This window comes from Actinopolyspora lacussalsi (assembly GCA_030803735.1).
GTDB classification, from domain to species: domain Bacteria; phylum Actinomycetota; class Actinomycetes; order Mycobacteriales; family Pseudonocardiaceae; genus Actinopolyspora; species Actinopolyspora lacussalsi.
Window position 1 is genome coordinate 3,921,888 of sequence record JAURUC010000001.1, and the last position, 19,865, is coordinate 3,941,752.

Annotated in this window: 23 protein-coding genes; 9 read left to right on the forward strand and 14 right to left on the reverse strand. The window is 68.4% G+C overall.

Translation table 11 applies throughout. The features are described 5' to 3' along the window. Positions 1-382 precede the first annotated feature (382 nt). Both nhaA and J2S53_RS17495 read left to right on the forward strand, forming a co-directional pair. Positions 383-1,609, forward strand: coding sequence for a Na+/H+ antiporter NhaA (nhaA, locus tag J2S53_RS17490; RefSeq protein WP_456241872.1), 1,227 nt, complete (start codon positions 383-385; stop codon positions 1,607-1,609). A 353-nt stretch (positions 1,610-1,962) separates the two neighbouring features. Next, positions 1,963-2,478 carry a phage holin family protein gene (locus tag J2S53_RS17495; RefSeq protein ID WP_092980476.1) on the forward strand — a complete coding sequence of 172 codons (516 nt, stop codon included), beginning with the start codon at positions 1,963-1,965 and terminating at the stop codon, positions 2,476-2,478. Between the two features lie 84 nt (positions 2,479-2,562). On the opposite strand, the gene J2S53_RS17500 is transcribed toward J2S53_RS17495, so the two are convergent. From J2S53_RS17500 to nth, 4 genes are all read right to left on the reverse strand, one after another. After that, positions 2,563-3,750: a MarP family serine protease gene (locus tag J2S53_RS17500; RefSeq protein WP_456241873.1), complete on the reverse strand. Its 1,188-nt coding sequence runs from the start codon at positions 3,748-3,750 to the stop codon at positions 2,563-2,565. Positions 3,751-3,972: 222 nt separating this feature from the next. Next, on the reverse strand, positions 3,973-4,680 hold the full coding sequence (locus J2S53_RS17505; protein ID WP_092980342.1) for an NUDIX hydrolase: 708 nt from the start codon (positions 4,678-4,680) through the stop codon (positions 3,973-3,975). After that, a complete protein-coding gene (locus J2S53_RS17510; RefSeq protein WP_456241874.1) occupies positions 4,677-5,330 on the reverse strand; it encodes a TlpA family protein disulfide reductase in 654 nt (217 codons plus the stop codon). Before J2S53_RS17510 ends, J2S53_RS17505 begins: the two co-directional genes overlap by 4 nt. Then, positions 5,327-6,178 (reverse strand): endonuclease III, encoded by an 852-nt coding sequence (gene nth / locus J2S53_RS17515; RefSeq protein WP_456241875.1) that lies wholly within the window; start codon positions 6,176-6,178, stop codon positions 5,327-5,329. The genes J2S53_RS17510 and nth overlap by 4 nt, the downstream gene beginning before the upstream one ends. 180 nt (positions 6,179-6,358) lie before the next feature. Here nth and J2S53_RS17520 point away from each other — a divergent pair, with 180 nt between their 5' ends. The 3 genes from J2S53_RS17520 to J2S53_RS17530 all read left to right on the forward strand — a co-directional run bounded on the left by J2S53_RS17520 (position 6,359) and on the right by J2S53_RS17530 (position 9,382). Beyond that, on the forward strand, positions 6,359-6,613 hold the full coding sequence (locus J2S53_RS17520; RefSeq protein ID WP_019855884.1) for a hypothetical protein: 255 nt from the start codon (positions 6,359-6,361) through the stop codon (positions 6,611-6,613). A gap of 96 nt (positions 6,614-6,709) precedes the next feature. Further along, positions 6,710-7,384, forward strand: a complete 675-nt coding sequence (locus J2S53_RS17525; protein WP_092628218.1) for a Crp/Fnr family transcriptional regulator — start codon at positions 6,710-6,712, stop codon at positions 7,382-7,384. 753 nt (positions 7,385-8,137) lie between these two features. Continuing rightward, positions 8,138-9,382, forward strand: a complete 1,245-nt coding sequence (locus tag J2S53_RS17530; RefSeq protein WP_456241876.1) for an MFS transporter — start codon at positions 8,138-8,140, stop codon at positions 9,380-9,382. 81 nt (positions 9,383-9,463) lie between these two features. On the opposite strand, the gene J2S53_RS17535 is transcribed toward J2S53_RS17530, so the two are convergent. The 3 genes from J2S53_RS17535 to J2S53_RS17545 form a co-directional block, all read right to left on the reverse strand. After that, positions 9,464-9,940 carry an Hsp20/alpha crystallin family protein gene (locus J2S53_RS17535; protein ID WP_456241877.1) on the reverse strand — a complete coding sequence of 159 codons (477 nt, stop codon included), beginning with the start codon at positions 9,938-9,940 and terminating at the stop codon, positions 9,464-9,466. Positions 9,941-10,095: 155 nt separating this feature from the next. Further along, positions 10,096-10,953, reverse strand: coding sequence for an MBL fold metallo-hydrolase (locus J2S53_RS17540; protein ID WP_456241878.1), 858 nt, complete (start codon positions 10,951-10,953; stop codon positions 10,096-10,098). Between the two features lie 64 nt (positions 10,954-11,017). Further along, complete coding sequence (locus J2S53_RS17545; RefSeq protein WP_456241879.1) at positions 11,018-11,839, reverse strand: NUDIX hydrolase; 822 nt, start codon at positions 11,837-11,839, stop codon at positions 11,018-11,020. A gap of 273 nt (positions 11,840-12,112) precedes the next feature. On the opposite strand from J2S53_RS17545, the gene J2S53_RS17550 reads away from it, so the two are divergent. Continuing rightward, positions 12,113-12,403: a hypothetical protein gene (locus J2S53_RS17550; protein ID WP_456241880.1), complete on the forward strand. Its 291-nt coding sequence runs from the start codon at positions 12,113-12,115 to the stop codon at positions 12,401-12,403. Positions 12,404-12,550: 147 nt separating this feature from the next. Here J2S53_RS17550 and J2S53_RS17555 read toward each other — a convergent pair whose 3' ends face one another. The 3 genes from J2S53_RS17555 to J2S53_RS17565 form a co-directional block, all read right to left on the reverse strand. Further along, positions 12,551-12,745 (reverse strand): DUF397 domain-containing protein, encoded by a 195-nt coding sequence (locus J2S53_RS17555; protein WP_456242822.1) that lies wholly within the window; start codon positions 12,743-12,745, stop codon positions 12,551-12,553. 388 nt (positions 12,746-13,133) lie between these two features. Further along, entirely contained in the window at positions 13,134-13,322 is a 189-nt protein-coding gene (locus tag J2S53_RS17560; RefSeq protein WP_456241881.1) for a DUF397 domain-containing protein, read from the reverse strand. Next, positions 13,319-14,170, reverse strand: a complete 852-nt coding sequence (locus J2S53_RS17565) for a helix-turn-helix domain-containing protein (RefSeq protein WP_456241882.1) — start codon at positions 14,168-14,170, stop codon at positions 13,319-13,321. Before J2S53_RS17565 ends, J2S53_RS17560 begins: the two co-directional genes overlap by 4 nt. A 148-nt stretch (positions 14,171-14,318) precedes the next feature. Between J2S53_RS17565 and J2S53_RS17570 the strand changes: the two genes are divergently transcribed. The 3 genes from J2S53_RS17570 to J2S53_RS17580 all read left to right on the forward strand — a co-directional run bounded on the left by J2S53_RS17570 (position 14,319) and on the right by J2S53_RS17580 (position 16,503). Then, positions 14,319-14,537 (forward strand): hypothetical protein, encoded by a 219-nt coding sequence (locus tag J2S53_RS17570; protein WP_456241883.1) that lies wholly within the window; start codon positions 14,319-14,321, stop codon positions 14,535-14,537. Beyond that, a complete protein-coding gene (locus J2S53_RS17575) occupies positions 14,534-14,767 on the forward strand; it encodes a hypothetical protein (RefSeq protein WP_456241884.1) in 234 nt (77 codons plus the stop codon). The genes J2S53_RS17570 and J2S53_RS17575 overlap by 4 nt, the downstream gene beginning before the upstream one ends. Before the next feature lie 581 nt (positions 14,768-15,348). Next, complete coding sequence (locus J2S53_RS17580) at positions 15,349-16,503, forward strand: methyltransferase domain-containing protein (protein WP_456241885.1); 1,155 nt, start codon at positions 15,349-15,351, stop codon at positions 16,501-16,503. A gap of 126 nt (positions 16,504-16,629) precedes the next feature. Here the strand turns inward: J2S53_RS17580 and J2S53_RS17585 are convergent, their stop codons facing one another. The 4 genes from J2S53_RS17585 to J2S53_RS17600 form a co-directional block, all read right to left on the reverse strand. Continuing rightward, on the reverse strand, positions 16,630-18,039 hold the full coding sequence (locus J2S53_RS17585) for a hypothetical protein (protein ID WP_456241886.1): 1,410 nt from the start codon (positions 18,037-18,039) through the stop codon (positions 16,630-16,632). A 97-nt stretch (positions 18,040-18,136) separates the two neighbouring features. Further along, the gene (locus J2S53_RS17590) at positions 18,137-18,769 is read right to left on the reverse strand and encodes a hypothetical protein (RefSeq protein ID WP_456241887.1); all 633 of its coding nucleotides are present in this window, start codon (positions 18,767-18,769) and stop codon (positions 18,137-18,139) included. 269 nt (positions 18,770-19,038) lie between these two features. Then, complete coding sequence (locus J2S53_RS17595) at positions 19,039-19,506, reverse strand: RidA family protein (RefSeq protein WP_092980465.1); 468 nt, start codon at positions 19,504-19,506, stop codon at positions 19,039-19,041. A gap of 110 nt (positions 19,507-19,616) precedes the next feature. Next, on the reverse strand, positions 19,617-19,772 hold the full coding sequence (locus J2S53_RS17600) for a DUF4177 domain-containing protein (protein WP_092628230.1): 156 nt from the start codon (positions 19,770-19,772) through the stop codon (positions 19,617-19,619). Between the last annotated feature and the right edge of the window lie 93 nt (positions 19,773-19,865).

Here is a 19,865-nt window from a genome sequence, read left to right on the forward strand (position 1 = left end):
TTCCGTCAGGGCGGTTCGTCCCGATCCGGGCCCGCCTCGCCGAGCGGGGTGGAACCGCCGGAACACCTTCCGCGAGAGACGATCCCGGATGCCGCTCGATTTTTCTCACATCCCGGATGTTCACCCGCCTGCCCCCGAATGATTGATCCAGGGGTCCGCATTCGAGTGATCCACCGAAACCCCAGTTCACAGCGGGTTCAGTTGTGGATTAACAACTTTTTCCCCGGTTGGCAACCCCCGGCCCCGTCGTCGCCCCGCCGGCGTCGCCATGCCGGTCTCGACGGGGCGGAACGGACGTTCTCCCGTGTTAAGCTCAGCCGCGGGGCGAGCCGGAAAACGGTCATTGTGGAGTACGTGACGTAACAATCTCAGGAGCACCTCCGTGGCGAAATCGCAGCGCAACCGATCAAAACGGTCCGGCGCCCCGGAGGCTCGGGGGTTCGACTTCGGTTCGTACCTGCGAAACGAAACCGTCGGTGGCATGTTCATGCTCGCTGCCACGGTGGTCGCGCTGGTAGCCGCCAACTCCCCGGTATCGCACCTTTACGCGGCGGTTCGTGACTTCACGATCGGTCCGCACTTCCTGCACCTGGACCTCACCGTGGGGGAGTGGGCCAAGGACGGTCTGCTGGCCATCTTCTTCTTCGTGGCAGGACTGGAGCTCAAGCGCGAGCTGGTCCTGGGTGACCTGGCCGACCGCAAGAAGGCCACGCTGCCGGTGCTCGCCGCGCTCGGCGGCATGGTCGTGCCCGCCGTGCTGGCTGTCGCCATCGGACACGGTGCGCCCGGCGCCGCCCAGGCGTGGGCGATCCCGGTGGCCACCGACATCGCCTTCGCGCTCGGTGTGCTCTCCCTGACGGCCTCGGCCATGCCCACCACCGCCCGCGTCTTCCTGCTCAGCCTCGCCGTGGTGGACGACCTGGGGGCCATCATCGTCATCGCGGTGCTGTTCACCAGCGGGATGAACCTGATCGCGCTGCTGGTGGCGGTGCTGCTCTGCGTGGGTTACTGGTACGCCCAGCACCGCCGCATTCGGACCTCGTGGCTCTACGTGCCGCTGGCTGTGGCCGCCTGGGTCGCGGTGCACAGCAGCGGAGTGCACGCCACGATCGCCGGTGTGGCGCTCGGCCTGCTCACCAGGGTTCGTCCCGATCCCTACGAACAGGCATCGCCCTCGATGCGGCTGGAACACCGGTTGCAACCGTGGTCGGCTGCCCTGGTGGTGCCCGTGTTCGCGTTGTTCGCCGCCGGTGTCCCGGTCGGGCTGGACGCGCTCAGCAACGTCTTCCAGGACCGGATCGCGATCGCGGTCATGGTCGGGTTGGTGGTCGGCAAGCTGATCGGGATCTTCGGTACCTCGTTCGTCGCCATCAAGCTCGGGTTCGGCAGTCCCCCGCAGGGGGTCACCTGGAGTGACCTGTTCGCACTGGCGATGCTGGGTGGTGTCGGCTTCACCGTCAGCCTGCTGATCGCCGATCTCTCGCTGGCGGGGGCGGCGGCCGACCGGGCCAAGGCAGCCGTGCTGATCGCTTCCGCGGTCGCCTCGATCGTGGCCACGTTGATGCTGGTCTTCCGCAAGCAGCACAGCTCCACGGCTCACACGACCTGAGCTTCTGGTTTTCCCCGGTCGTTTCGCGTGGCGGTGCTGGTGGCGTCAATTTCTCGCGAAATCTTCGCGCCGGTGCTGCGGTGCGCTCCTGCGGGTGTCGATTTCTCGCGAAATCGCCGTGCCCGTTCGACGCAGACCGAGCCCCGAGCACCCTCGCCACCGGCACCGCCGCGGGTTCTCTCGTGCGGCTCTCGCGAGGACGCCGGAGACGTTGTGTAGGTCGCTACCCGATGTCGCCGGACCCGCAGCGAGAGCCGTGCGAGAGGTTCCGCCAGCCGAGTGCCCTCGTAAACCGAGGTGACCCACTCAAGCAAGGGCGCGTCACTGCGTGGGTGTTGTTCGCTCGTGGCACGATAACGAGCGTGAACAGCTCCCAGAACAAACAACACGACGGGGCCGGCACCACCGCCGAGTCGGCCGTGACCTCGATTCCGTTGTCCGAAGAGGGCACCGGTTCCGGAGGCGAGCAGTCCATCGGCTCCCTGGGGCGGGACGTCGCCACGCATCTGTCCTCGTTGGTGCGTGGTGAGCTGGAGCTGGCCAAGGCCGAGATCTCGAATGAGGCTCGCAAGGCCCTCAAGGGCAGTGTCTACTTCGTCCTGGCACTGACGGTGCTGGCCTTCAGCAGCTTTTTCCTGTTCTTCACCCTCGCCGAGGGGCTCCACGCGCTCGGACTGTGGCGCTGGGCCTCCTTCGGCATCGTGTTCCTGGTCATGCTGCTGGTGACCATCGTACTGGCCCTGTTCGGCTACCGGCGCGTGCGCAAGATATCGGCCCCCAGGCGAACGATGGACTCGTTGCGCGAGACCGCGCAGCTGCGCCACCGGCACTCGCAGGACTCCGCCGAGCGGCCTCAGCCTTCCGAATGAGGCCCGCCGCGCGTGGCCCGTGTCCGTCCGGAGACGGGCGCACCCGCGGGGCGACCGCCCCCTCGGCCCGGCGCGTCCTCCGGATCACTCGGTGCAAACACCGGTCGCCACCTCCGACGACAGGGTGGGTGCCGCTGCCACCTCGTCGGCCACCTCGGACGCGGTCAGCGCGAACCCGGTATTCGGATCGTCGACGGCGGCACCGAACACCAGGCCGACCACTTCACCGTCCGGGTTGATGAGTGGACCTCCGGAGTTGCCGCTCTGCACCTGGGCGCGCACGGTGTACACATCGCGCGTCACCGTGTCCTCGCCGTAGATGTTCGGCCCGCGCAGGTCGATCCGCTCCCGGACCCTGCCCGCCGAGGCGGTGTAGGGGCCGTCCAGCGGGTAACCGAGCACGATCACGTTCGTGCCGGAGTTCGCGGGCTGTGAGACGAACTCCAACGGCTCCGCGTCCAGCGCGGGAACGGACAGCACGGCCACGTCCTCCTCCTCGTCGAAGAGCACCACGTTGGCCGCGAAGCGCCCCCGGCCGATCTCCACGAACACGCTGTCGGTGCCCGCGACCACGTGGGCGTTGGTGACCACTCTGTTCGGGGCCACGACGAAGCCGGTTCCCTCCAGTGCGCGTCCGCACTCCGGAGCCCTGCCGCGTATCTTGACGATGCTGGGGCGGAGATCCCGCACCACCTCGCTGCGTGCCAGCGCCGGGTTCGGCGCCTCGATGCGGGCCACCGGTGTGCGGGAGAACGGTTGTACCGCGTCCGGGAACCCGCTGACCCCCAGCACCTTCCGCAGTTCGGACGGCAGTTCGCGCGCGGCGTCGGGCATCATCGAATCCACGGTGCGCAGCACGCTCGACCTGCTGACGCTGCCCGCGAGCCCCGGCAGCGCCGAGGCGGAGGTCAGTGGCAGCGCCACCAGCCAGGCCACCACGAACACCGCCACGCCCTGCAGCAGGGCACCCAGCGTGTTGTCGACGCCGATCAGTCTCCGGTGCCCGGTGATCCGTTCCCGAAGTTGGTGGCCCGCCCACATGCCCGCCGTCTCGCCCAGCGCCACGAGCAGCACGACGAGGCCGATCCCGAATCCGATTCGGGCAGCCGCGCTGTCGAGCTGTTCGAGCAGCAGCGGTGCCGAGCGCACTCCGACGATCGCACCGGCGAGTACTCCGATGAACGACAGTGCCGCGGTGACCATGCCGTGGCGCGCGCCGGACGCGGCGGCCAGTACCGCCAGCGCCACCACGAGCAAGTCGACCCAGTTCACCGGTCACCTCGGCTTTCGTTCCTCGGAAGTTGTCCGCGAGTTCGTCTTCCGTTCGGGTGCCCGGCCCGGTGGGCCGGAGCCCGGCGGTCGCTTCGGACGCGTGGCAGGACGGGCAGGCACGGGACGGCTGTCCGAAGTGCCCTCCACCGTCGGTGACGCGCCGAATCGGCCGCCGGTTCGGCGTGCGGGAGAACCAAGGTTCCCAGACCGGCACCGGGATCATTATCCGAACCCGGGATCGTCGATGTCGACAGCGGCCTGCCAGGCTTCGCTCAGTTCCCGCACGTCTCCACGGTTCCACCCTCGTGACCAACCCGCGAGGTCGAGCACGCCGTCCAGCAGCCCGCCGGTGAATCCCCACACCAGCATGCTCGGTACGAGGAAGGCCGGGGTGGTCCTGCCGCCGATGCGGACGTTGAGCCGATTGCTCGGTCGCGTCAGCATCGAGATCGGCACGCGTGCCACGGCCGCCGTTTCCGCCGGGTCCACCGCTTCGACCGGACCGGGGTCGTGCCAGTGGGCCAGTACCGGGGTCACCCGGAAGTCACTGTGCGCGAGGTAGAGCTCGGGCAGCGTCGCGGCCGGGGTGATTCCCGAGGGCAGCACGCCGACCTCCTCGATCGCCTCCCGCAGTGCGGTGTCCACCGGTCCCTCGTCCCCGTCGTCGGTGGCACCACCGGGAAAGGCCACCTGTCCGGGATGCGAGTTCAGGTTGTCCGCGCGGCGCAGCAGCAGCACGTCGGGGTCGCCGTCCCGACCGGGGTCCTCGCCGAACAGGATCAGCACCGCGGCGGGGCGGACGTCCTCGCGATCGGGCGGACGCAGCCATCCCAGGGAGTTCGCGTCCACATCGGCGGTGCGTTCCACCAGTGGCCGCAGCCAGGCCGGTAACTCGTTCGGCTCGATCAGCGGTCCGTGTTCCTCGTTCACCGCGCCTCCAGTTTCCGCTGTACCGCCGAGGCGACCTCGTCCGCGGACTCGAACACTTCGACGGGCATTCGCTCGACCTCTCCCGAAGGAGTGACGAGGTAGCTGGCGGGAAGCGGTTTCGGCACCCGCAGTCCACGGGAGAGCTCTCCCCGCGTGTCGTGGATCATCGGCAGCCGCACGTCGAGTTCGCGCAGCAGCCGCAGCCCGCTCTCGGGGGTGCTGCGTACCTGCACACCGATCACACGCACTTCGTCCTGCCGCTCGGCGTAGTCCCGCAGCGCGGGCAGTTCCTCGCGGCACGGCGCGCACCAGCTCGCCCAGACGTTGATCAGGGTGGTTCCCGAGGCCGTCAGCTCGCCCAGGTCGGCCCGGGAACCGTCGCCCAGGCAGCTGCCCGTGGCTCCCCGCAGCCGCGAGGGCGGCGAGCCGCCCTCGGCCGGTTCGCAACCGGGGAGCCCGGCGTCCGCGCGCAGGGCCGCGAGGTCACCGGTGGTTCGGTTCGTGCCGGTGGGGGCGGGGCTCTCCGGTCGCGTCGGGGTTCGATCCCGTGGCCACAGCGCGACCACGGCCAGCGCCGCCACCGCCAGCACGATCAGGGTCCACCTGAGCTCGCTGCCGAACCGGAACCGTTTCGAGCGCTCCGGAGTCATCCCGCCGACTCCCGTGCGGCGGGTTCACCGGCACGCTCATCCGTGGCGGGGTCGGTCGTGGAACCGGTGGTCACCCCCGCGAGCTCCAGCAGCCGGTCGGCTTCCGAGCCGCTCACGAGTTCGGCGGCCGTCCCCGGATCGGTGGGGCCCGTGCCGTACGAGGGGCAGTCCTTGGCCAGCAGGCAGGCGCCGCAGGCAGGCTTGCGCGAGTGGCACACCCGTCGACCGTGGAAGATCACCCGGTGCGAGAGCATCGTCCACTCCGAGCGAGGGATGAGCTCGCCGACCGCGCTCTCCACCTTGACCGGGTCCTCCTCGGTGGTCCAACCCCAGCGGCGAACGAGCCTGCCGAAGTGCGTGTCCACCGTCAGTCCCGGGACGTCGAAGGCGTTGCCCAGGATCACGTTCGCGGTCTTGCGGCCGATCCCCGGCAGCTTGACCAGCTCGGGCAACGTGGCGGGCACCTCGCCGTCGTGCCGCTCCACCAGTGCGGCTCCCAGGCCCAGCAGCGAGTTGGCCTTGTTGCGGTAGAAGCCGGTGGGTCGGATCAGCTCCTCCAGCTCGGTGCGGTCGGCCCCGGCGTAGTCGGCCGCGGTCGGGTAGCGGGCGAACAGCCCGGGCGTGACCTCGTTGACGCGTTTGTCGGTGCACTGCGCCGAGAGGATGGTGGCCACCGTCAGCTGTAGCGGCGTCTCGAAGTTCAGCTCGCAGTGCGCGTCCGGATAGGCGTCGGCGAGCGCACGCATGATCCTGCGTGCCCGTCGCACCAGGCCGAGCCGGGTCTCGCCGGTGCGCCTCCGCTTCGGTTCGGTGTCGTGCTCTGGGCGGTCTGGAACTGGTTCGGACACCCCCCTAGCTTACGGATCGTGAGTCCCGTCGGATCCCCAACCGGTCGGCGGAGGGGAGCGTCCGGTGATTCCGGGGCCCGATAGATTCGGGTGTGTCCGGCAGCCGCTCCCACGACGTGGGCCGCTGTCAAGCACCCCGGTTGCGGAACGCACCGACGGATGAGCGAAGATTGGGTCACAATGACTGCCTGGTTCGTGATCGTCGTACCGCTTGTGATCATGTTTTTCACGCTCTTCATGGAGCGTGTCGAAGCCCGGCTTCGGCATGTCGCGGTGCAGGAGAACGAGGTGGAGGAGCTGCTGGAGAACGCCCGGCCCGACGAGGTTCGGGCGCTGTTCCGGCAGGGAATTGGACGTGCGCTGGAGCTGTTCCAGCTTCGCAGGGTGGGACGCGCCGGCAGACTACGAACCCGCCGTTCGCGTGACCGGTCGTAGACTGGTCGGTGGTGATAGGCGGCACACGCCGGTACCGCTTCGAGTGACGGTGCCGGTGTCGAGAGCAGCCGCCGCGTCTCAACATGGAGGGACGAGGTGGACGAGACCCTGTCGCGGGCCGGCATCTTCCAGGGTGTGGAGCCGGCCGCCGCGGAGGCACTTACGCAATCGCTGGAACCGGTGGAGTTCTCGCGGGGACACGTGATTTTCGCCGAGGGGGAGCCGGGGGATCGCCTCTACATCCTCCAGTCCGGCAAGGTCAAGCTGGGCAGGAAATCCCCGGACGGTCGGGAGAACCTGCTCGCGATCATGGGCCCCTCGGACATGTTCGGGGAGCTGTCCATCTTCGATCCGGGACCGCGGACATCGACCGCCACGACGGTGACCGACGTGCGGGCGTTGACCATGGACCGCAGTGCGCTGCGGCAGTGGATCGGAACTCGGCCGGAGATCGCCGAACAGCTGCTCCGGGTCGTGGCCCGCAGGCTGCGCCGGACGAACGGCATGCTCGCGGACCTGATCTTCACTGACGTACCCGGTCGGGTCGCCAAGGCGTTGTTGCAGCTCGCGCAACGTTTCGGCAGCCAGGAATCCGGTCTGCTGCGGGTCACGCACGATCTGACCCAGGAAGAGATCGCGCAGTACGTCGGAGCTTCCCGGGAAACCGTCAACAAGGCGTTGGCCGACTTCGCGCATCGCGGATGGCTGCGGCTCGAGGGCAAGAGCGTGCTGATCCTCGATCCCGAGCGGCTGGCGCGCCGTGCCCGCTGATTCCGTTCGCGGAAAGCGGGACCTCGCGTAGTCGACGCCGGTTTCGGCGTCCGCGGCACACCGACCGCCCACTGCTTCGCGCCTGACAGGCGCGGTTGGAGCGGCCGGTGCGTATCAGCATGTCCGCACACCTTCGGTGCTAGCGGTACTTCACGTGGGACGGCCGGCCCCGAGCGGGGCCGGCCCCGCGTGTCCGGAGCGTCCCGCGTGTCCGGAGTGCTCTCACCGCTCCCACTGTTCGGGAAGCCTGATCCGGCACGGCCCCACGGGCCGGTGCGCACAAAAAGAAGGAACCGGGCGCCACCCCCGACGCGGCGCTCCGGCTCCCTCTTCTCGCGTGGTCCGTCCCCCGACCAACCACGCTTTTTCCCCGATCCCTCGATGGTCGGCCCCGAACCAACGCACCGAAGGCTTGTTCTTCGGTTTTCCCGCCGCCGAGTCGACCGCGGTGCGGCTTTGGCGAGCGGTTCCCGATGGCTACGCCGAGTGTTCTCACGATCACCCGTGCGTTGCACACTCTCAGCTTGCGCCATTCGAGCCGCCTTGCCAAGCCCTTTCACTCATGAAGACGTATCGGAAGCGCCCGGGGTTGCGTGTCGGTCCCGAATTTTTCGGTTCTTTTTCGGCGGGGTCGCTTGATCGGGCTGACCTGCGAATTCGTTTCGCGTCACGTGCGGGTGGCCGGTCGGACGGTGAGCGGGATAACGCGAAAACCAGTGGTACTGGCGTACCACTTTCGTGATACTGGCACGCGTGTCCCATTCCGTCTCACTGGCCGACTACCGCGCGGCGCTGCGTACCCGAGGTGCCGCCGCTCCCGTACTGACCTCGTTGCTCGCCAGGCTGCCCGTGGCGATGATCGGGCTGGCCCTGTTGCTCTACGTGCAACGAGTGACCGGTTCCTTCGGCGTGGCCGGACTGGTCTCGGCGGGCAACCTCGTGGGCGTGGCCGTCGGGTCGGTGGTGCAGGGGCGGATCATGGATCGGCTGGGGCCCACCCGACCGCTGCTCGTGGTATCGGCGGTGTTCACCGGTTTCGTCGCCGCAGAGATCGCGGCCGTCGAGCTGGGCGAGGCAGCGGTACCGATGATCGTGCTCGCCGTGGCCGTCGGGCTGACCGAGCCGATGACGGGTCCCGCATCGCGGGCACTCTGGACCCGGCTGCTCCCGCCGGGCCGCACCAGGGACGCCGCCTACTCCTACGAGGCCATCAGCATGGAGGTGTTCTTCATCCTGGGGCCGGGCATAGCCGGCCTGCTGGTCAACACGCCCTGGGCCGGTACCGGACTCCTCGTCGGGGCGTGCTGCATGGTCACGGGAAGCACAGGGTTCGCGCTCACCCCGGCGGCCAGGCGGCACCGGCCGGTGGACCGTGCCGACGCCGTCGGCTCCCTGCTGGGGGCGCTCGCCGCCCCCGGGATGCGCACCGTCGCGCTGGCGGCGTTCGGGTTCGGCGCGCTGCTGGGCATGGTGGAGGTCGCGGTTCCGGCCGCCGCCGAACGCGCGGGCCACGCCGCGCTCGGCGGCCTGCTGCTCAGCGTGCTGTCCGTGAGCTCGGTCGTGGTCGGCGTGCTCTACGGGATGCGTCCCTGGCCGCGACCCATGTACCTGCGGCTGCCCGCACTGCTCTCGGCGTTCGCGGCGCTCATAGCGCTGCTGGCGTTGCCGGAGACCCTCCTCGGGCTGACGGTGGCACTGCTGGTGGCGGGCACGCTGATAACTCCGCAGTCGACCGCTCACTCCGTCGCGTTGGAGGGTGCCGCGCCGCCCGGGACGGCCACCGAGGCGTTCAGCTGGGTCATCACGGCGGTGACGCTGGGCTCGGCCTTCGGGCAGTCCGTGAGCGGACAGCTCGTGGAGGTGGCCGCGCCGTCTACCTCCTTCCTGGTGGCCAGTGGTATCGGGCTGGTGCTCGGCGCGCTGCTCTGGTTCCGCCGCCGCACCCTGCTCACCGAGGACGCTCCGCGCCCGGTGTCGAGCTTCGCCGAAACCCGCTGACCGGCTCCGGCCAGGTTCCTCCGCTCGGGAGGGCTGGACCGGAGCGAACCGGTCAGCGGAGGTGCTGCGTGGTCGCGTAGTTCACTGGATCTCGACGCGGTGCGGCTTCGTCTGCTCGCTCTTCTTCACCCGCACGGTCAGGACCCCGTTGTCGAGCTTGGCCTCCACGTTCTGGCTGTCCACTCCCGAGGGCAACGAACTCCGGTACGAGAAGCTGCCGGTGCGCCTGGTCTGGCGGTGCATCACACCGGACCGCTCCCGTTCCTTCATCTCGCCGGTGATCCAGAGTTCGTGGTCGCGAACCTCGACGCTGACGTCGTCCCGGTTCACGCCGGGCAGCTCGACCTCGAACTCGTAGGCGTCCTCCGTCTCCGCGACGTCGACCAGCGGTTGCCACATGCCACCGGCCCTGGTGGTGCTCCAACCCGGATCGAACATGCGCTCCATGCGATCCCAGATGTCCTCCAGCTCCCGGAAGGGCTCCTGCCAGAAGGTCGGCATCGCCCTGCTGCTCATCGGACTGCGTTCCCCACGACGTACTGGTACCGGTTCAGCCATGATCAGCTCCCTCCATGCGGTTCCGACTGTCGCACCACCGCGATACCCCGCACTCACGTGGGGATAAACAGCACTCACTTGGGGATGAACAGTGACCGATCGGTACTTCCCACCGAGTGGCCCCTCACCCGTGCCCACCGAGTGGCGGAAACCGTTCAGCCGAGCTCGCCGAGTTCGCGCAGGTGGTTCAGCTGCGCCCGCACGGTGCTCTCGGCGGCGGGCCGCACGGCCGGATCCACGTCCGCGTAGACGATGTCCACCACCTCACCCGGGTCCACCACCTCACCCGGCTCGCCAGTGCCGCCGAGTTTCCGCAGCGCCGCCCGCACCTGCTCCAGCCGCTGTCGCCGATGTTCCAGGTAGGTCGCGGCGGCCTGCCGCGCGTCCGGCTGCTCCGGACCGTGCCCGGGAAGCAGCCAGGTGTTCCCGGCGAGTTCGGTCAACCTGCGCAGCGATTCCAGGTACGAGCCCAGGTCACCGTCCTCCGCCGCGACCACCGTGGTCCCCCGGCCGAGGATGCTGTCCCCCGAGAACAGCGCCGCCACACCGTCGTGCTCGGTGTGCAGGCACAGCGAGTCCGCGGTGTGGCCGGGTGTCGCCATGACCCGCAGCCGCACGCCCGCTGCCCGCACCACCTCGCCCTCGTGCAGCGCTCCCGAGCCGAATCCCTCCGCCAGCGTGGCGCCCGCCAAGCACAGCTCCGGGTCCAGCGCGCGTACCGGTGCGCCGGTGAGCTCGGCGAACTCCGCCACGCCCTCGGTGTGGTCGGGATGGTGGTGGGTGAGCAGCACCCCGGTGATCCGGGCCTGCTCTCGTAATGTCCGCAGGTGCTCCCGCTCCGAGGGGCCGGGGTCGATCACGATCCGTTCGTCGGATTCGGGCGCGCCCACCAGCCAGGTGTTCGTGCCGTCCAGTGTCATCGCGTTCGGGTTCCGCGCCAGCAGCACGGTCGCGAAGTCGAGCACCCGACGCGGGGTGCCGGGGGCGGGGTGCTCCAACGTCGACGAGGTCAACTCGTGTCCTTTCCTGCTCGTCCGAGGTCGGGGTCGGGCCGACCGGGGTGCCCTCCGGCGGGTCTCACGACTCCCGGTAGGGCGGTTCCGGTAGCACCACCCGCCATGCTCCGTCCTGCCGCACGATCTTGGGAACGACCTTGTCGATACTCCGTTCGGCGCGCAGCGCACCCGCGACGTCCTCGTGCTCCGCGAGTTCGGACAGCGTCACCCACGTGGGCGGCAACAGCCCGTTGTGCCCGGCGCGCCAGTCCGCCAGCGCGTCCTCGGGGGTGCGCCAGTAGGCCTCGGCGGCCTCCCCGGTGCGGGCGTCCGCCCGCTGCCCCTCGGGAACGGTGGTCACGAAGAAGCGCGTGTCGTACCGTCGCGGCTCCATTTCGGGAGTGACCCAGTTCGACCACGGGACCAGCAGGTCGGCACGCAGCACCAGCCCGTGGCTCCGCAGCATCCCCGCCAGCGACAGTTCCTTGGTGACCAGGGCGTGCCGTTCGGCGTCGTAGCGCGCGGTGTCGGTGACCACGTGATCGGGGCTCTCGCCCGCCAGCAGGACACCGGCCTCCTCGAACGTCTCCCGCACGGCGGCGCAGACCAGCGCGCGCGCCAGGTCCGTCCCGCAGCCGAGCCGCCGCGCCCAGTGCTCCGGCTCCGGGCCGTTCCAGGCGATCGACGCCTCCTCGTCGCGGGGGTCCACCCCGCCACCCGGGAACGCCGTCATGCCGCCCGCGAACGGCATGCCGCGCACCCGGCGTTGCAGGAACGCCTCCGGACCCGTCGGTCCGTCCCGCAGCAGCACCACGGTGGCCGCGTCGCGCGGGGTGACCGGTGGATCGGTCGTCTCCTCCGGGATCATGCCGTCCGGCAGGGTCAGTTCTTCCGGCAGTCGCATGACAGCGACTCTAGAGGTCCGATGCCGGTTCGGTCTGCGGTAACGGCCCGATCAATGGTTCGGAGCCGTGTCCGTGCCCGCGAACCCCTCGGACGCACCACCCCACCGGACAACTCGCCCTCGTGCCCACCCCTGACCCGGTCACAATGAGTCGGGACGAGCGTCATGGCTTCTTGTCGTGCTCGGCAAAAGGCGACAACTTGGTTGTTTTCCATGTGGATGGATTGCATGGAAAACAAATGGAGTCCTTCATCCGTGTGCGAGGCTGTGTCCATGACGTTCGCGTTGTTCTTGCTCGCCGGCTTCCTGGCAGCGCTCCCCGTCTTCGGTATCCTGTTGCTGTGGCGTAAGCATCCGCAGCGGCGAAGGACCTCAGCGTTGCTGCAACTACTGGGTGCCATAGCCCTCTCAGTAGTCTTCTTGCTCGTCGTCGGTGCTTTCATCGAGGCAAGTACGGCATCGACGGCCACGCTCGCCCTGCTCGCGCCGACTACTGTCGCAAGTGCGGCCGTTGCGATGGTTTTGAATCGGATGGTCAACCAACAGGAAGGGACACAGCGGTAAACCGAATTCGCGGATTCGGTTGGTCCTGGAGCGGGTCGCAGTAGACCGGGGTCCAGTCCCTCGTCTGTTTTTCCTTTTGAACCGCTCCCCGAGAGTTGGACTGTGCGATTCAGTGCTGACTGGCGGGGAGCGGTCGTGTGTCCGCCCTCAACCGAATCGTTCGTTCTTCAGGGCCTCGATGAATGCGGTCCACTGGGTGCCGGTGGTGGTGAAGTGTCCGGCGGAGCGGTCCTTGGTGTCACGCACCGCCGCGCCGTCGGCCACGCGGCCGACCTCGACGCAGCTCGTGCGTTGTCCCGATCGGCTCGATTTGCGCCAGTTGGCGGGCATGGGTGCTGTCATAGTGGCTGTCTCCTCGTTCTCGACGATGCCGGCCATGAGTTCCGTTGTGGCGACGGAGCTCAGCGTCACGTTTAGCATCCTTATCCACCGCGAGCCCTTATCCACCGCGAGCCGGTGTGTCTCGACGTCGACTGTCTCGTGGAAGAAGAGCGCACCACACTGGTTCTCGAGCTGAGAACCGGTCTTCGCTCCGTGGGCTCGATGAGCGGGAACAGCTCTTCGAGAGCCGGGGGCCATCCGGCCATCAGGCTCCGATCGGAACCACCCGAGACAATCGGAGCCGGACCTACGAAGCACGCGAAAGCGCCCTCGGGGCGCGCTGTTCCGAATCGCTCCCCGAGGGCGCTGTGCTGTTCGAACTGATGCTGTTCGGTCTTCAGCTCCGGTCTCAGTCGAACCGGTCGGACTTCACGGCGTCGATGAACGCGGTCCACTGGGTGCCGGTGGTGGTGAAGTGTCCGGCGGAGCGGTCCTTGGTGTCACGCACCGCCGCACCGTCGGCCACGCGGCCGACCTCGACGCAGTTGGTTTTCGAGGAGCGGCTCGACTTGCGCCAGCCCTCGGGGGGTACTGTCATTCGTGGTTGTCCTCCATTTCAGCCGCACAGTGAGCGATGAACTCGATGGACTCGGTCGGGTTCATCGCTGCCTCACGGAGGTTAACCGTCGCGTCGCGGTGAACACGGATGTCCCCGACGTTCGACAGGAACGCCGAGCTGCTCAGGTGTTCTATGTGCACAACTGGCGCAGCTTTGGCGAAATCGAAAAGCATGAACGGTCCGACGTGCGCCGGTGTCCACGTGCCCGTATCCGGTAGGACGCGCACGGTGACGTTGTCCAACTCGGCTGTTTTCATGATGTGCCTGAGTTGGTCGGCCATGACCGTGCTGCCGCCTATCGGCCGACGGAGAGCGTCTTCGAGGATGATCGCCGTGAGTTCTGCCGGTTTCGTACGTGTGAGTACATCGCGCCGTCCGATTCGCATGGCGACCAGACGTTCGATGTCGCCAGGGGTCTCATTGGCCATGATCGTTCGTGCGTAGTCCGAGGTTTGCAGCAGACCTGGGATGAGCAGTGGCGAAACATCCACGATGTTGGTCGCGGTGCGCTCGAACTCCAGCAGCGTCGTGAGTTCGTCGTGGCCGGTTCCGGTTTTCAGCCAGTTCGCGTCGCCGTAGGCGATGTCGGTCGCCATTTCCGTGAGTCGCTCGCGTTCGGCTTCCGAAGTGCCGTATGTAGCCAGAATGGCTGAAACTTGCTCCGGGGTGGGTGGTTGATCGCCGGATTCGAACCTCGCGTATTTCGAGTGGTGCCAACCCAGTTTTTGCGCCACTTCCCGCATGGTCATTTCTGCTGCTTCGCGTGCTTCTCGCAGTTCAGCGCCGAGAGCTCGAACCCGTGGCGAATGCTTAGCGGTGCGTGCCATGAGACAGACACTAATCTCTGAAACTGGCTCTGTTCCAGGAGATCACTCGATCGAAGTATTGAGCTTGTTCTCCGGAACAAAATAACGTCGCATTAGACAAAGCAAGACAGAGCGAACACGGGGTGTTCATTGGTAGGGAGTGTATTGCATGGCACGCAGATACGACGTGACGAACCCGGGAGCGCGGGCGAGATGTCGCCACGAGGGCGGGGAGGGGTCGTTGTGGGTGTGGATCTCGCCGCACACGCCGAACGTGATCCAGATCGACACCCCGACCGTCTACAACCGGACACGGTGGACGGTCGAGCAGGCCCGGGAACTGTGGTCGGTACTGGACTCCGCGATCCGGGCGAGTGAGCTCTCATGAGCAGCCCGCACGCGGAGATCGCCACCCTGGCGCGGCGGTGCGAGTGGCTGATGAGCGACGCGGCCTTCGCGCTGGGCTGGCGTCGATACAGCCCCCAGCAGTGCCGCGACACCGCCGACGCGCTCGAGGAGTTCGCCACCGCCCTGCGGGAGCACGCCGGCACCCTGCCGTCCGGGGAACTTCCGGACTCCGAGCGGACCACCCTCGTCGAGGGGGACCCCTATGCCTGAGCCGTCACCGGCCGCGTCCCGCCGGGAGGACCTGTCTCGCGGCCATCGCCCGCCACGAGGAGCACGCCATGCCCACGCGGGGCAGGGTGCGCGCACCGTCGTGCGGCCACGGGAAGTGAAGGGCCGGGCCACCTCGAACGAGGTGCGGGCCGACGCGGCACCGACGGAGATCATGCCCGCCCTCGGGACGGGTCGGTTCACGCACTGGCGCGGCACGTTGCCACTGTCGGTGGTGACGAAGCGCCGACCAGGTAGCAGCAACCTACCTGGTCGGCCCGTCCAGCCTACCGCGTCGGACGACTCTCCCCACGGCGAGTTACTCGCCCGCGTGCTGGCCGGGCTCCGCGCCCTGTAGTGCCACGGTCCGGTGCCGTCGACACCCCCGAAGTCCGGCATCGGGCCGTTCCCGCCCGGCCGGTGCCTGCCCCCGAAGGCACCGGCCGGACAGCCAACCCATCGCGAAACACACCCACGACCACGGTTCGGCGACGCCGCCCCGGCCGCCGCGAGCGCCCCGGCCGCCGCTGAACCGTCACCACCGGGCCACTGCCCCGACCGAACCGCTGACGAAGGGGAACTACGTGACCACGCACCTCGACACCGACTGGACGTGGCGAGCGGAACGACTCGCCGCCGAACTCGAAACCCGAGGCGACCTCACCGACCCACGGTGGAAAACAGCCGTGGCCGCCGTGCCCCGGCACGTGCTCGTCCCCGAGGCGTACCAACAGGACACCGGCGGCGCGTGGCACCACCTCACCACCGACTCGGGGAAGGGCCTCGAACTGGCCTACTCACCCACCACGCTGGTCACCGTGCTCGACGAGCGAGATCACCCGCTGTCCAGCGGCACCAAACCGGATCTAATCGTGCGCATGCTCGAAACGCTCGACATCGACGACGAGCACCGGGTGCTGGCCATCGGCACCGGGACCGGTTACACCACAGCGCTGCTGTGTCATCGGCTCGGCGACCGCAACGTCCGCTCCGTCGACATCGAACCGCGGCTGGTCGACACTGCCCGCGACCGACTGGCGGGCCTCGGGTACCACCCCGCGCTGGCCTGCCGCGACGGCGTTGGCGGACTGCCCGAGCACGCGCCCTACGAGCGGATCATCGCCACCTGCTCGGTGTCCCGCGTGCCGTGGTCCTGGGCCGAACAACTCACCGTCGGCGGGGTCGCGCTCGTCAACGTCAAACCCAACATCCAGGCGGGCAACCTCGTTCCGCTGCGCCGGTACCCGGAGCGACTGGAAGGACGCTTCACCGACCGCTGGGCGGCATTCGTGCCCCTGCGCCACCACACCCACGAGCAGACCCCGCCCACGCCACGCTCGAACGCGCAAGACGCCGAACCGCGGACCCGCACCACCACGACGCCACCGAGCCCCTGGTGGGACAACACCGTGGTCTGGCTGCTCGCCCAGTTCCACGGGATCCCCGACGGCGTCACGATCGGGATGCGCCTCGACCCGAACACCCGACAACCGACGGCGGCCACCATGACCGCCCCGGACGGCTCCACCGCAGACATCGGCCTCACCGCCTCCGGTAGCGGCCGATACGAGGTCACCGAAACCGGACCGACCTCACTGTGGGAACCCGTCGAACGCGCCCACCGCACCTGGCTGACCCACGGCAAACCCGACTGGACCCGCCTCGGCATTACCGCCACCGAATACGAGCAGCGACTCTGGATCGACCAGCCCGACAGCCGCGACTGCTGGTTCCTGTAGGTACTGGTTCCTGTAGGCAGCGGAACCCATTGGTTCCCGAGATCGGGAGAACGCGCTCGTGCCGGACAGCGCACCGAGTCCGTGCGCGATCAGGTCAGCTGTCGCCGGTCGATTCCCAAGTGGCGCTCACCGCGACTGGTTGGGGCCGGTCGAACCGATGGGCGGGAAGTTGCCGGTCCCGGGAACGGTCGTGGTCCGGGGGTCCTGCTGTGGTTCCGCTCCGACCGCTTCGTGGGAGTTGCCGGTGTCGCCGGGCGACTTGTCCTGCTCCCGATGCGCCAGCTCCTCGTGCAGCTTCTGCAGCAGGTTCCGCTCCCGGTCGGTCAGTTTGGCGTCCACGGCGGCCGGAACCGCGGGATTGGAGTTGCCGTCCTCGCGGGACTCGGAGTGCTGTTCGGCGGGGTGGTCGTTCTCGACCGGGGCGGGCTCGAACGTCGCGATCTCCGGGGGAGACGGGAAGTCGCCGGGCTCGGAGTACTCGGCGGGTTCCGGGAAGCCGAACGAATCCGCGTGGTTCGTGCTCGGGGCGGGCTCGGGCAGGATGAAACCGGTCTCCTCCGGATCGGGCTCCGGCGGCAGGGAGCGTTCCTGCCGATGGCCGGAATCCCCGTGGTCGGAATCCCGATAGCTGGATTCCCGACCGGACTCCCGATAGCCGGTGTCGGGGAACCCGACCCCGAGCGGGTCCCTGTCGTCCGGCAGGTCCGCGTTCAGCGAGTTGCCGAATTCCGAGGCGGGCCACTCCGTGGTCATCTCCACCGAGGGCAGGTCCGGCTCCGGAGCGGGGGAGTCGGCGAGCACACCGGCCTCGCTCGACTCCACGCGCGAGGGTTCGCCCAGCGGATCGTGGTAGGAGAGCGGATCGGTGAAGCCCTCGATGCCTTCCTTGTGCCTGGTGCCGCCCCGGGCGGACTCAGTGGTGCCGAGTGCGCGGTCCAGCCGCACCTCGTGTGCCACGGCCAGTGCTTCGCGGTGGTAGTCGGGGAGCTCCTCACCGGTACCGAACGCCTCCACCGAGCACTGGATCCCGTGACGGTGCAGCGCCCGCAGCAGTTGGTAGTCGGTGGGGCCGATCGCCGTCGATCCGTCCACCTCGGCCAGCAGCACGCGGCGGGGTACCGCTCCCGCCGCGACACCCGCCGCCGTGGTACGTGCGGCGCACCACAGCGAGCGCAGGTTCGGCAGCCGTGCGGTGATCTCCCGAAGCGCCTCGGAGACGTCCTCCACCCGTTCCGGTTCGGTGAACCGGTGCTTCTCGGAACCGTCCGTCACGTCCACGGTGAGCCGTTCGGCCAGTCCACTGCGGGAGTTGGTCCGCCCCAGGATCGAGGACAGCTCGCGCTGTTCGTCCCGGGTCACCGCGATCCCGCCCGCCAGCAGAGCTCCGGTGACGAACTCGGCGGCGCTGTCGGGTTGCTCCGCCCCCGCGAACTCGCGTGCCGTGTTGAGCGCGTCGTCGTCGAGTCGGCCGCTCAGTGCCAGCAGCAGTTGGTGCAGCCGGTCGACCGGACCGGTGCTGTTCGCCACGTCCACCACGGGGTTCTCCTTGGGTACCTGTTCGAGATGCGGGGCAGCGGGGTCTGTTCGGGACTCGTCACGAGACGTCGGAGTGCGCGGTGCCGGTCACCGGTGCTCAGTTCGAGCCCACGAGTTCGCCACTGCCGGTGCAGATCAGATTCGAGGCCGTCAGGGCGCGCTCGTGGTACTCGGGGGGATCGATGTTCGTCGGAAGCGCCTCCACCATGGGAGTGTGGTTGCCGAGCGCGCGCAGGATTCGCTGGATCTCACCGGCCAGTTCCACGGGGTTCCCGCCGGTGTTGACCAGTATCACGCGCTGCTCCGGCTCCGAGCTCGACGCGATGGTGTCGCGGCGCCAGCTGTCGCGGACCTCGCCCACGTCGGACCGCCCGCGCAGCGTCGCTCCCAGCACGAGCGCGGTGGAGTCGCCCTTGTCGTCGCCGGGAGCCGCCGCCGTGAACGTGTGACGTCGTCGCGGCGTGCCCTCCTCCGGAAGTATCGCTCCCACCGCGGCCGGATCGGCCCCCATCGGCAGCAGGGCTTCGGAGAGCAGCCGGTGGTCGCCGTCGGTCAGGCCGATGCGCTCCCGGACCAGCTGCTTCGGCAGCGAGACGGCCATCACGTCCCCGGCGTCGCCCGCCAGCCAGTCCCGGTAGCGCCACAGTGACTCGTCCGGGATACGGCCCGCGAGTCGGAGCAACAGCTCGTGACACAACAGGCTGGTGTCTCGGTCGGCCACGTCAGTCATCCCCTTCGGGGCGATGCCCCAGCACGCTGCGTCGGACAGTCATCGGCGTTTTCATCCGTATGGGTGATTTTCCCGTGGAAATGTCTGCGATCAACCCGCAGCACGCATCCGGCCTTGTTACTCACAGCTCACTATAAACAGCCCTCACTCGGACGAGTGAGTGCGCGTTGTGGTTCGTCGCCGAGGCGCGGTGCGATGGCCGCACGACGTGTGAGTGGTCGAGCGAACGCGGCCGGGAACAGTTGTCCTCCCACACGGGGTCCACGGGCTCAGTGCCCGTCGGCGATCTCGGCGATCAGCTCCACCTCGACCGGAGCGCCCATCGGGAGCTCGGCCACCCCCACCGCCGAGCGCGCGTGCGCACCGGATTCGCCGAACACCTCCCCGAGCAGTTCCGAGGCGCCGTTGAGAACCGAGGGCTGGCCGGTGAATCCCTCCGCCGAAGCGACGAAACCGACCACTTTGACAACTCCGGCCAACGAGTCCAGCTCGACCACGCTGTTTACCGCTGCCAGGGCGTTCAGCGTGCAGATACGTGCCATACGCCGTGCCGTGTCCGGGTCGACGTCGTCACCCACCTTCCCTGTGGCCGACAACGTTCCCGACACGAGGGGTAGCTGTCCCGCGGTGTGGACGTGGTTCCCGCTTCGCACCGCGGGGACGTAAGAGGCGAGGGGCTTCGCCACCTCGGGAAGCTCCACTCCGAGCTCGGTCAAACGGGCGGTCCAGTTGCCCATCGCGGACACCAATCTCTCCGGGACTCGCCAAACGGCCCCGCTGCGTTACGGAACCGGGCGTTCCCATCCTCGCGGATGGGAACGGCACCGGGAAATCACTCGATCCGTCGTTACTCCTTCGGGCGCTTCATGTAGGCGACCATCTGCTCGCCGGTAGGTCCCGGCAGAACGGCGACCAGCTCCCAGCCGTCATCGCCCCACTGGTCGAGGATCTGCTTGGTCGCGTGGCTGAGCAGCGGCACTGTCGAGTACTCCCACTTGGTCATGCCGCAACCCTAAGTGCCGGCTCCGGGAGATTGTTCCTCGGATCGGCAACCGGCCCGGTCAGGCAGCGGATCGGCCCGATCGGGGCTCGTTCG

Coding starts and splice junctions, on each gene's coding strand:
- J2S53_RS17510 (WP_456241874.1), bottom strand. CDS start 5,330: ATGACTCCGGAGCGCTCGAAACGGTTCCGGTTCGGCAGCGAGCTCAGG.
- J2S53_RS17520 (WP_019855884.1), top strand. CDS start 6,359: ATGACTGCCTGGTTCGTGATCGTCGTACCGCTTGTGATCATGTTTTTC.
- J2S53_RS17535 (WP_456241877.1), bottom strand. CDS start 9,940: ATGGCTGAACCGGTACCAGTACGTCGTGGGGAACGCAGTCCGATGAGC.
- J2S53_RS17545 (WP_456241879.1), bottom strand. CDS start 11,839: ATGCGACTGCCGGAAGAACTGACCCTGCCGGACGGCATGATCCCGGAG.
- J2S53_RS17550 (WP_456241880.1), top strand. CDS start 12,113: ATGACGTTCGCGTTGTTCTTGCTCGCCGGCTTCCTGGCAGCGCTCCCC.
- J2S53_RS17555 (WP_456242822.1), bottom strand. CDS start 12,745: ATGACAGCACCCATGCCCGCCAACTGGCGCAAATCGAGCCGATCGGGA.
- J2S53_RS17560 (WP_456241881.1), bottom strand. CDS start 13,322: ATGACAGTACCCCCCGAGGGCTGGCGCAAGTCGAGCCGCTCCTCGAAA.
- J2S53_RS17565 (WP_456241882.1), bottom strand. CDS start 14,170: ATGGCACGCACCGCTAAGCATTCGCCACGGGTTCGAGCTCTCGGCGCT.
- J2S53_RS17570 (WP_456241883.1), top strand. CDS start 14,319: ATGGCACGCAGATACGACGTGACGAACCCGGGAGCGCGGGCGAGATGT.
- J2S53_RS17575 (WP_456241884.1), top strand. CDS start 14,534: ATGAGCAGCCCGCACGCGGAGATCGCCACCCTGGCGCGGCGGTGCGAG.
- J2S53_RS17590 (WP_456241887.1), bottom strand. CDS start 18,769: ATGACTGACGTGGCCGACCGAGACACCAGCCTGTTGTGTCACGAGCTG.
- J2S53_RS17595 (WP_092980465.1), bottom strand. CDS start 19,506: ATGGGCAACTGGACCGCCCGTTTGACCGAGCTCGGAGTGGAGCTTCCC.
- J2S53_RS17600 (WP_092628230.1), bottom strand. CDS start 19,772: ATGACCAAGTGGGAGTACTCGACAGTGCCGCTGCTCAGCCACGCGACC.